The organism is Streptomyces sp. NPDC007162, assembly GCF_040634175.1.
Taxonomy (GTDB): domain Bacteria; phylum Actinomycetota; class Actinomycetes; order Streptomycetales; family Streptomycetaceae; genus Streptomyces.
In genome coordinates, this window is sequence record NZ_JBEYFC010000357.1 from 1 (window position 1) to 9,742 (window position 9,742).

Sequence of the window (9,742 nt, forward strand, 5' to 3'; positions counted from 1 at the left end):
GACGGCGCCTCAAGCGTGGGATCGTGGAGGTGTCGAGCAACACGCAGGCTTTCGTCGTAGTAGTGGCGTGCTGTCGCGTGATCCCGGCGCTGGGACGCATCCCAGACGAGCTGACCCATGAATGTGAGTGCGTCGGCCTGGAGCGTCAGCAGCTCTCGCCCTGCCCGTCCCTGCGGGACGTGTCGGGCCATGTAGGTGATCAGGCTGAGTTGCTCTCCCCCCTTCGCCAGCAGACTGGCCGAAGGGACCCGGTCGTAGCGGGATGCTAATTCGTCGAAGTCGTGTCGGAGGTCTGTAGCCGTGGCCGGATACGCAGTCGCGCGGTCGGGGGAGACAGCGCCCTGAGCTGCCGGAGCGCGGTTGTCTCGCTCAGCCTCATTGGCCAGAACGTCGACGAGTTCCTCAAGCGTGATGAGAAGGGCGTCGGCGAGTCGTGGGCGCATCCATGGCTGTGGGGATGCGGTGCCCGTCTCCCAGCGCACGACCGTCGAGCGGTCGACGCCGAGCTTCTCAGCCAGGTCTTCCTGTGTGAGGCCGACTGATCGGCGTCTGTCAGCAAGACGTTGCCGCCTACGTCTCATTGTCCGGCCCCCCGAACTGCCTCAAGATCTCAAACCCTGCGAACACCCTGGTCATCCCCGTCAACGCCACACGGATGCATCACTGTTGCAGCGAATCTGCTCTGGGACCAGCGGAGTACGAGCGATTCGATGGACGCCCTGATTCCGCAGGACGAAGGGCATGACGGTGTTACTGCAAAGCACTGTTGCCTCCCCGGGTGGCATGGCACTATGCCGCCATCTCACTGCGCACGCGGTGCAGAGCGTGGGCCGCGGCCTCGTAAGCAGCCGGCAGTTGGTCGGCAGCGGTGCGCATGATGCGCTGGAGTTGATGCGGCAACCGCTGCACGACCGCTTCGTGAACCGCAACGTCCAGCGACTCTGCCGCACCGATGCGGTCGCCGGCGAGCAGCTGCACATGGCCGACGGTCACGAGCTCGATCACCCGCCATTGCGGCGCCACAGTAGTAGTGGGCACAGGACTGTCTCCCACCAGCAGTATGGCCTCGCGAGCCCGTCCGGTCGCGACCAGCCCCCGAAGTCGGATCTCGTGCAGAGAGAAGGGGTTGAACAGGCTGGTGTGCTCCCCTGCAGAAAGCAGATCGTCCGATTCACGCATCACCCGATCGAACAGCACGCAGTTGCCCAATGCACCAGCAGCACGGGCCAGCAGTGCCAGGCCGGCACCGCGTGCGCGTTCGTCGGGCGCAACAGCGACAGCGCGGCACAGGCGTTCCACGGCTGCACCTCGCAGTCCGGCCTTCCGCAGCTCGTTGCCGTGCATCCGGAGCGCGTACGACGTCATGACCGGGTCCCCGAAGTACTCGGCAAGCTCCAGACTCTTGGCCGTCCACCGGGCCGCCGTGCTCAGTCGCTCTTCTGGAAGGACATTTCCCAGGGCGACCCCGAGCCCCACGCGTGCACGGGCAAGCAGATGCAGGACGTCCCCCTCCGCGTGTCCGTCTTCCACCCGGGCCTCAAGGCGGGCAACCAGTGGCCACAGTTCAGCAACTGCTTCCGCGGCGTGGCCGGACTGCCGGGCGATCTCGGCCAGCCGGACGGTGGACTCGCCGAACTGAAGCATGGCCCGGTGATCGGTGTCAGCCACGTCTGTCACACCAAGGACGTGAGGTGGCAACCGCAGGGAGTCGCAGATGTGGCGGCGGGACCCCACGTCGTCAAGGCTGCGCTTTCCGAGTTCAAGCGCGGAGATGTAGGTCTTGTCGTACCCGAGGAGTTCGCCGAGTTCCGTCTGGTTCAAGCTGTGCACGCGGCGGTAGAAACGCAGGATGCCGGCCAGTTCTCCTGCCGCCAGGACGACCTCGGCTTGCGGTGTCGCCCAGTGCCACTGTGCATGGCGCGCCGACGGACGAATCGCCGGCCAGCGCTCGCTTTGGTGATCCGAACTTACTCCAGCGGCCATAGAGAGCTACTTCCGCTTGTTGTCGTCCAAGCATGCCGCCTTTCGGCCGTACCAGGCGGTCACTGCTTGTTTGTAGCCTTCCGGCATGTTCAGAGCGGCCACTTGGTCAGCGGCGAACCGGCCAAGGTGCTTGTGTTCATGGCTGACTACGGGTGCTCGGTCAGGGGTAAGCACCGTGCACCCGTAGGAGACGATCAGGACCTTGCGACCGGGAATCGGCTCGTAGATCCAGACGCCGCCGTCAATCAGCGGTCCCGCTTTCACCTCCCAACCGGTCTCCTCCTGGATCTCCCGCTCCAAGGCCGCTTCGGGGCTGTCATCGGCCGGAACGGCGCCGTCCGCTGTCCCCGACTCCAGACGTCCGCCGGGGAGCTCCCACTCGTCCCGTTCGTTCTTCAGCAGCAGCACCCGGTCGTCAGCGTCGAGAGCGACGCCTTTCACGGAAACGGGCCAACGGGGCGTTGTGTACGTCATTGCGGTCCTCGTCCTGGGCAGTGCGCTCACGGTCTCCGGAACGTAGCACGCGGAGGGCAACTCAACGCCAACCCGGGCGATTTGACCGAGTCGACAATCTGTCGCTTTACCCGGCTCACCGGCGGTTCTCACGCTGACCGTACCGACCTACTGCGAAGGAGCACCGCGATGCACACTGCAACCACTGGCCCGGCGACGTTCATTGAGTCCGAACACATCGACATTCGGGCACGACACGCCGTTGACGCGTGCGTCGCCCGCTTGCATGAGACCGGACTGGTGACCGTCGCGGGCCTCATGGGCCGCAGCTCGGTATTCGACTTCGCCAACCAGCTGATGCACATCACGCCGCATCCTCACAGTGACCCCGACGGACTTACGACCATCCAGGACACGGGCAGGCACGCTCACCGCGCCGGTCTTGCCGGCCTCGGACGCGGCGACCTGGAGGCACACACCGAGCGTGCTGGAGTGCCCAACCCGCCGCGCATGATGCTCTTCGTCTGCATGAGGCCCGCTGCTGAAGGCGGCGATGTCCTGCTTGCCGACGGGCGTGACGTTCTGGCGAGCCTGATCGCTGAGGCGCGGGAAGCGGCGGTCATGCTCGCCAAGGCGAGAACCGCGTATTTCGGCGCCGGCACAGGACATCCCAGCCAGGTGTTCACGGTCCGTGGTGACGGCCGCATCTTGGTCCGGTTGCGCCAAGACGGCCTTGCACGATGGAGCCCGATCGTCCATCCGCATCTACCCGCATTGCGCCGAGCCATCGCGAACAGCCAACGTCGCCTCCGCCTCGGACCGGGCCAGGGTTACCTGCTGGACAACCACCGTTGGCTCCATGCCCGTAGCCGGTTCACGGGTCACCGCCTGTGCTTGCGCGCCTTGGGCGAGCCCTCTGTTCCCACGCCGACGGGCTTCGCTCCGGACTCGCTCGGTGCCCGTCTTCCGACAACCCTCGATGCCACCTGCTGACGTGGAAGCCCCACCTGCTCCGGCGCACTGCGACTCACAGGACAACCGGATGACTGCTCTCACAGCCCCAACACGATCGCCGGTGGAGCCATCGCCTAGGAATCCCCATGTCTTCGAGACGGCCCTCGCCCCGCAGCAAGTATGTGCTCACCGAGCCCGCCGAGATATCACGGCGCTCTTGATGATGTGGGAGGTTCCCCAGGATCTGCTCGACGACGTCGTGCTTGCCGTTTCTGAGCTGGTCACAAACGCCGTCCAGCACGGAACGGGAGATGTGCGGCTGCGCGCCTTCAACACAAATGAGCAGCTGCGCATCGAGGTCACTGACGACAACAGCGCTCCTGCAACACTCAGGGCGGCCAGCGACGACGACACCTCGGGCCGCGGTCTGCTCCTGGTGTCCGCCCTCGCGCAGAACTGGGGCGTCAGCGAGGACGGCAAGACGACGTGGTGCGCCTTCCACATCGCTTCGGACAGGGCCTGACGGTCAGCGGGAACGACGCAATCGTCATGCGCCGAGGATTCCACCTCCATCCCACCCCCTCCTTGGGAGCACTTTCATGCCTTCTCGGCTTACGTCCACATCCCACTCGGAGACGTCGCCCGTGCTCCTCCTCGACCTGGACGGCGTGCTCGTCGACACCCGCCCGGTCATGGAGCGCGCGTGGCGCCAGGTCCGTGAGGACCACGGCCTCGACGTGCCGTTCGGGGAGTACGAACGCCACCTGGGCCGACCCTTCGCCGACATCATGCAGCAGCTCGGGCTCGCTGACGCCGAGCCGATCCACCGGACCTACTCCAAGGCGTCGACGGCCGCCTGTCACCTCTCCCGACAGTTCGACGGCGTCGCGGAGGTCCTGCATGCCTTCGCCGCTGCCGACTGGCGGCTGGGGATTGTCACGTCCAAGCCGTTGGCGCGAGCCACCCCTCTCCTGGCTCAGCTCGCCGTCCCGTTCGCCACGGTGCGCACACCGAACGGGGTAGGGCAGGGGCAACCCGCGCCAGACCCGATCCTGCTCGCCCTGATCGACCTGGGCGCCGACCCGGCCGATGCCCTGTACGTCGGAGACATGGAGGTCGACCAGGAGGCAGCCCGCCGCGCCAGCGTCTCGTATGTGCACGCGGGCTGGGGCTACGGCACCCCGAGCCCCCCGGCCCCCGTCGTCGCCGAATCGCCGAAGGACCTGCTGCGGCTCATGGACACCGGGCCGATCCTCGAAGGGAGCCTGGTGTGAGGCCGACCAAGCGCAGCGCCTTGGGCGTCGTCCGCGCCGACTCCGATGGCAAGCCCGTGTGGGCGCTGGTCGGCGAGGGCGCGCTCGCGACCATGAAGTCCGACCGGATCACCACGTCCGAGCTGGAGGCCCTGCCTTTCGACCGGCGCGATGCTGAAGCACGGGTCGACCATGTGATGAAGACCCTCGAAGCGTATGGCGCTGATCTTGCGAGGACGCCGGGTGGCGCGGGGTGGCTGTACATCCAGCACGTGCCGGCGCGGCGCCTGGTGGCACAGGTCGTACGTAAGCTGGCGGCGCTCAGCGCGTGGGAGCCGTTCGCCAAGACCCCAGGTCCGCTGAGACTCGCGCCGTACGAAGGACTCGTCGGGCTGCGGTCGAGCAGCTCGCGCGAGTACCGGGCGTACACGGTCACCTGGTCGGGCATCGCCTACCTGCTCGGAGCCGCAGCCCCTCACAACCCCCTCCGCTCCGCGCAGTTACGCAATCTCCCTCCTGGCCCGGCGGCCGCATCGGTGCCGAGCTCGGCTCCCTCGGAGCTTCCAGTGAGCGAGGTGGTGGCGTTGTCGTGGTCGTCCCGTCACGCGGCCACTCTGCTGCCGGTGCTGGACGAGCTGGCCAGGAGCGGGCGCCCCAGCGTCGTGGTGGACTTGGGGACCGACCCGGCGGAGCGGTGCCCGGCTTCTGGCGTCGCGGGGGTGAACCTGTGCTCGCCACCGACCGGTCTCTTCGACCTTTCCGGCGCCGTGGATGGGCTGAGGCCGCAGGACGATGGCCGCGTCGTTCGAGTCGGCGAGCACGACGTTCAACTGGCCCGACTGGTCCGCCTCGTGTCCGTTCTGCTGGAGACAAGCGGCGGGTGCACCCAGCCATCGTGGCGATCGGTCGTGCGGGCGGAGACATGGTTGGACGGCGTCCTCGCCGCCCTCCGGCCGCATACCGTCCTGGTCAGCAATGACACGAGCCCACTGGGTGCGCTGGCCGTACATGTGGCAGAGCGCCATGGGGTGAACACGGTGCACGTCCAGCACGGGGCCTGGACGGCGGAGTCGGTCGTATGGCCCGCGCTGCACAGCCGCCACATAGTGGTCATGGGCGAGCGGGATCTCCCCCTCGCAAAGGCGTGGGTGCGCCACCCTGACGCCGAAGTCCATGTCCTGGGCCAGCCCCGCTTCGATGCACTCGCTGGCCTCGGCCGCGAGACCCAGAGGCGCTACCTGGAAAATCTGCTGGCCCCCGGTCGGCGGCGCAGTCCTACCCGTATCGCTGTGTGGGCCTGCCAGCCCTTCGGTCCTGACCGGCTCAAGGCCCAGGCCGACCTGCTGCTGGATGGTCTGTGGCAGGCCGGCGGCGACTGGGGCCTCGTCATCGCGCCGCACCCGGCGCAGAGCGTCGAGGTCTTCGCCCCCCTGCTCGAACGGGACGGTCGGCCCCTCGTGGCCGTGGCCGATCCCCGGGTCGGCGCTCGTGGCTGCCTCGCCGGTGCCGACGCCCTGGCGAGCGCCTATTCGACGTGCGGAATCGAGGCCGCGCTGGTGGGCGTTCCGGTTCTCGAACTGGGTTCGCCCGGCGAGCGCACGCTCGGACTCTCCGACCACGGCCTTGCCGCGCGGTGCAGCACCGCCGATGACATCGCCGACGCTCTCGTCGCACTGCGCGGTCAGCGCCCGTTTGCCGACCGGGCGGCGACGGACGCGGTGTGCCGGTGGCGCGGTGACAGCGCAGCCCAAGTCGCATGCCTCATCACCCGCCGCTCGGGCGGCCATGTCATGCACTCCCACCACATCAACCACGATGCCCGTGCTGCCGAGTCCGGACGGCCGCAGGGCGAAGGAGTACCTGTCCGATGACACACCTGACCGGCGACAGCGTCGCCGAACTCTTCGTCGGCGCTGTCGCCCTGGCCAAGAGCGGCGAGGGGGTCAGCCCTCGCGGCATGGCGACCCGTGAGGTGCTCGACGTCCACATGCGGCTGACCCAGCCGCGGGCTCGCCTGCTGTACGCGCCGCCGGCACGCGTCATCAACCCGGCATTCGCCGTGGCGGAGACCGTGTGGCACCTCTCCGGCTCGGACACCCCGTGGATCTTCGATTACAACGCACGCCTGCGGCAGTACGCCGACGACGGTGTCCTGCGGGGTGCGTACGGGCCGCGGATGCGGAAGTGGGCCGGGAAAGTGGATCAGCTGAGCCGCGTCGTCGAGATCCTCAAAGAGGACCCCGACTCCCGCCGGGCCCTGATCCAGCTCTACGACCCAGCCCAGGACGCCGCCGGGCACAAGGACGTGCCCTGCACGCTGGGCTTCGGCTTCCACCTGCGCACCGGCCGCCTGCACATGTCGACGACGATGCGTGGTCAGGATGTGTGGATCGGCATGCCCTACGACCTGTTCTTCTACACCGTGCTGCATGAGCTGGTCGCGGGCTGGCTCGGCGCCGAGCTGGGCGAGTTCCACCACCACGTGGGATCACTGCACATCTACGAGAACCATCTCGACCAGGCGGAAGAGCTGACCGCGGTGACCGCGAGCCCGGTCATGCCGGACCTCACCACACCGTGGCGGGGCTTCGACGATCTGCTCGACCAGGTCGAGGCCCGGGACGTGACCGGCCACCCGGGCTGGGACACGATGGCCGAGACACTGCGCAGCTACCGCCTGTGGAAGGACGGCGCGCGTGAGCAGGCGTGGCGGGTCGCCGACAAGATCGACGGGCCGCTGGGCGAGGCACTCATCGCCTGGTACGGCGAGCTGAACCGCCATGCCAGCGCCTCGACCGCGCGCGAGACGGCGGGGACACGGTGATGGCCACCATGGACCGCGCTCCCTCGGTCATCCTCGGGCTGTGCTCCTTCACGCACGACTCCTCCGCTGCCCTCCTGGTAGATGGAGAGCTGATCGGCTTCGTGGAGGAGGAGCGCCTCTCCCAGCACAAACACACCAAGGACTACCCCGGCCACGCAGTCGAGTGGCTACTCGGCGAGGCCCGGCTCACCGCGGCCGACGTCGACGCCGTCGCCTACAACTTCCAGCCCGCCCACTACCTCGCCGAGTCCCCGGCAGCCCTGCGCCTGTCTCTCTCGCCGACGACGCGCGACCGGGCGCTGCCGAGGGCTCACGGCTTCGCCAAGGTGGCGGTGCGCACCCATCTGCGCACCCGCGCCCTCGGCCGGCGGTTCCCCTCCGCCGGCGTCTTCCCTGTCTTGCACCACCGGGCCCACCAGCTGACGGCCTTCGCCGCCTCGGGGTGGAACGAGTCCGCCGTGCTCATCGTGGACAGCCTCGGCGAGCGGCAGACCACCACCATCGCCCGTGGACACGACGCGCTCCACCCTTCCACCCGCACCCTGGAGGCGATCAACGACCCTGCCTCTCTGGGCTACGTGTACGGCGCGGTCACCGAGCACCTCGGGTGGCGCCGTGGTGACGAGGAGGGCACCGTGATGGCACTCGCCGCCCTCGGCGATCCGGAGCGGTTCCGGCACCTTTTCGCCCGGGCCGTGCGCACCACACCCACGGGCTTCTCGGTCGACCCCGCCTACTTCCCGCCGCGCGTGCTGACCTCGGGCTACCCGCGGACCTCTCGCCGCTTCATCGCCGAGACGTGCCCCGAGCGCCACCCGAGCGAGCCGGTCCAAGACATCCACCGGGATCTGGCCGCCGCACTCCAGGAGCGCACCGAGCAGGTGATGCTGCATCTGGCCCGCCGGGCGCGGACGATCACCAGAGCGCGCCGCCTGTGTGTCGGTGGTGGAGTCGCCACGAACTGCGTGAGCATCGGGCGGATCATCGAGGTCGGACTGTTCGACGAGGTCTTCGTCCCGCCCGCCCCGGGCGACGCCGGCACCGCGATCGGGGCCGCCATCGCCGTGCACACCGGCAGCCGCAGCCGGCGGCCTGTGTCCGGCGTCGCCCGGGCCTGCTATCTCGGCCCGTCGTACCAGCACCAGGCCCTTGACCTCACGCCGTGGCCCGGGCTCCAGCAGAAGATGCTGGGCGAAGAGTCCGCCGAGTTCCTCGCCGACCAGCTTGCCCACGGCATGATCGTCGGACTGTTCCAGGGACGAGTCGAGGCCGGCCCCCGCGCCCTTGGGAATCGCTCGATCCTCGCCTCTCCGTTGGAGCCTGGGGTCGTCGAGCGGCTTAACGCCACCGTGAAGTTCCGGGAGCCGTTCCGCCCCTTCGCCCCCATGGTCCTGGCCGAGCGCGCCGCGGAGTTCTTCACCCTCGGCCAGGAGGCGCCGTACATGTCGATGGCGTCCGACGTAACCGACGAGGCGCGCGAGCGCGTGCCAGCCATCGTGCACGCCAACGGCACCTCCCGCCTCCAGACCGTCATCCGGTCGCAGAATGCGTTCATACACGAAGTGTTGAGCGCCTTCGCCCGCCGCACCGGGGTGCCGGTGCTGATCAACACCTCCCTCAACGTCAAGGGCAAGCCGATCTGCGGGACGCCGGAAATGGCCCTGCACTGCCTGGCCAACTCCGGACTGGACGCCCTGCTGCTGGAAGGTCGGTGGATCACAAAGTGAGGATCGGATACAGCTTCTGGGGTTTCCTCGGCAACGGGATCACCGACACCCCGGACGGGGGCCGCAGCCACCGACGCCCCCTGATCGACGCCCTCCTCGGCCGCGGCCACGAGATCGTCTTCCTGCAGGCCAACCGCGACCTGATCGAGGCCGGCGACGACCTCGGCAACGCCTACGCCTTCCACAGCGGCACCCCGGACATCGACGTCCTGTTCCTGGAGTGGCGCTGGGCGATCGACGGGCGCAACACCACCCCGTGCGGCACCGAGGGGCACACCTGCGACCTGCACCGCCAGACAGAGCTAGTCACCTGGTACACGGTTCGGCTCGGAATCCCAACCGTGATCTGGGATAAGGACCGCCAGCTCCGGCCGGACAGCGTGTGGCGGCGTATCCGCCAGACCACTGTGTGCGAGGCCGCTCTCGAACCGACGGCGGGCGTCCACCGCCTGCTCTTCCCCCTGTGGGCGGCACCCGAGGCATTCGGCAGGCTGCGCCAGGGCAGGGTGCGAGGTCGAGCGGTTCTGCTGCCCGGCTGACACATATCT

10 protein-coding genes are annotated in these 9,742 nt (G+C 68.3%); 7 read left to right on the forward strand and 3 right to left on the reverse strand.

The window, feature by feature from the left end; translation table 11 throughout:
- The 3 genes from ABZ646_RS32010 to ABZ646_RS32020 form a co-directional block, all read right to left on the reverse strand.
- Positions 1-581 (reverse strand): helix-turn-helix transcriptional regulator (locus ABZ646_RS32010; RefSeq protein ID WP_360526577.1); only part of this gene is annotated, 581 nt, incomplete at its 3' end.
- Between the two features lie 208 nt (positions 582-789).
- Positions 790-1,983: a helix-turn-helix domain-containing protein gene (locus ABZ646_RS32015; RefSeq protein WP_360526580.1), complete on the reverse strand. Its 1,194-nt coding sequence runs from the start codon at positions 1,981-1,983 to the stop codon at positions 790-792.
- A gap of 6 nt (positions 1,984-1,989) precedes the next feature.
- Entirely contained in the window at positions 1,990-2,457 is a 468-nt protein-coding gene (locus ABZ646_RS32020; RefSeq protein ID WP_360526583.1) for an NUDIX hydrolase, read from the reverse strand.
- A 168-nt stretch (positions 2,458-2,625) separates the two neighbouring features.
- Between ABZ646_RS32020 and ABZ646_RS32025 the strand changes: the two genes are divergently transcribed.
- The 7 genes from ABZ646_RS32025 to ABZ646_RS32055 all read left to right on the forward strand — a co-directional run bounded on the left by ABZ646_RS32025 (position 2,626) and on the right by ABZ646_RS32055 (position 9,733).
- Positions 2,626-3,429: a TauD/TfdA family dioxygenase gene (locus ABZ646_RS32025; protein WP_360526586.1), complete on the forward strand. Its 804-nt coding sequence runs from the start codon at positions 2,626-2,628 to the stop codon at positions 3,427-3,429.
- Between the two features lie 49 nt (positions 3,430-3,478).
- Positions 3,479-3,913: an ATP-binding protein gene (locus ABZ646_RS32030; protein ID WP_360526589.1), complete on the forward strand. Its 435-nt coding sequence runs from the start codon at positions 3,479-3,481 to the stop codon at positions 3,911-3,913.
- 121 nt (positions 3,914-4,034) lie between these two features.
- Positions 4,035-4,664, forward strand: coding sequence for an HAD family hydrolase (locus ABZ646_RS32035; protein WP_360526592.1), 630 nt, complete (start codon positions 4,035-4,037; stop codon positions 4,662-4,664).
- Complete coding sequence (locus ABZ646_RS32040) at positions 4,661-6,514, forward strand: hypothetical protein (RefSeq protein WP_360526595.1); 1,854 nt, start codon at positions 4,661-4,663, stop codon at positions 6,512-6,514. The genes ABZ646_RS32035 and ABZ646_RS32040 overlap by 4 nt, the downstream gene beginning before the upstream one ends.
- Entirely contained in the window at positions 6,511-7,467 is a 957-nt protein-coding gene (locus ABZ646_RS32045; protein WP_360526598.1) for a thymidylate synthase, read from the forward strand. Before ABZ646_RS32040 ends, ABZ646_RS32045 begins: the two co-directional genes overlap by 4 nt.
- An 8-nt stretch (positions 7,468-7,475) precedes the next feature.
- Positions 7,476-9,194: a carbamoyltransferase C-terminal domain-containing protein gene (locus tag ABZ646_RS32050; RefSeq protein WP_360526604.1), complete on the forward strand. Its 1,719-nt coding sequence runs from the start codon at positions 7,476-7,478 to the stop codon at positions 9,192-9,194.
- Complete coding sequence (locus ABZ646_RS32055; protein WP_360526601.1) at positions 9,191-9,733, forward strand: hypothetical protein; 543 nt, start codon at positions 9,191-9,193, stop codon at positions 9,731-9,733. Before ABZ646_RS32050 ends, ABZ646_RS32055 begins: the two co-directional genes overlap by 4 nt.
- Positions 9,734-9,742 lie beyond the last annotated feature (9 nt).

Excerpts from the sequence above, each read along its gene's own strand:
- ABZ646_RS32015 (WP_360526580.1), bottom strand. The coding sequence starts at position 1,983 with ATGGCCGCTGGAGTAAGTTCGGATCACCAAAGCGAGCGCTGGCCGGCG.
- ABZ646_RS32020 (WP_360526583.1), bottom strand. The coding sequence starts at position 2,457 with ATGACGTACACAACGCCCCGTTGGCCCGTTTCCGTGAAAGGCGTCGCT.
- ABZ646_RS32045 (WP_360526598.1), top strand. The coding sequence starts at position 6,511 with ATGACACACCTGACCGGCGACAGCGTCGCCGAACTCTTCGTCGGCGCT.
- ABZ646_RS32025 (WP_360526586.1), top strand. The coding sequence starts at position 2,626 with ATGCACACTGCAACCACTGGCCCGGCGACGTTCATTGAGTCCGAACAC.
- ABZ646_RS32030 (WP_360526589.1), top strand. The coding sequence starts at position 3,479 with ATGACTGCTCTCACAGCCCCAACACGATCGCCGGTGGAGCCATCGCCT.
- ABZ646_RS32050 (WP_360526604.1), top strand. The coding sequence starts at position 7,476 with ATGGACCGCGCTCCCTCGGTCATCCTCGGGCTGTGCTCCTTCACGCAC.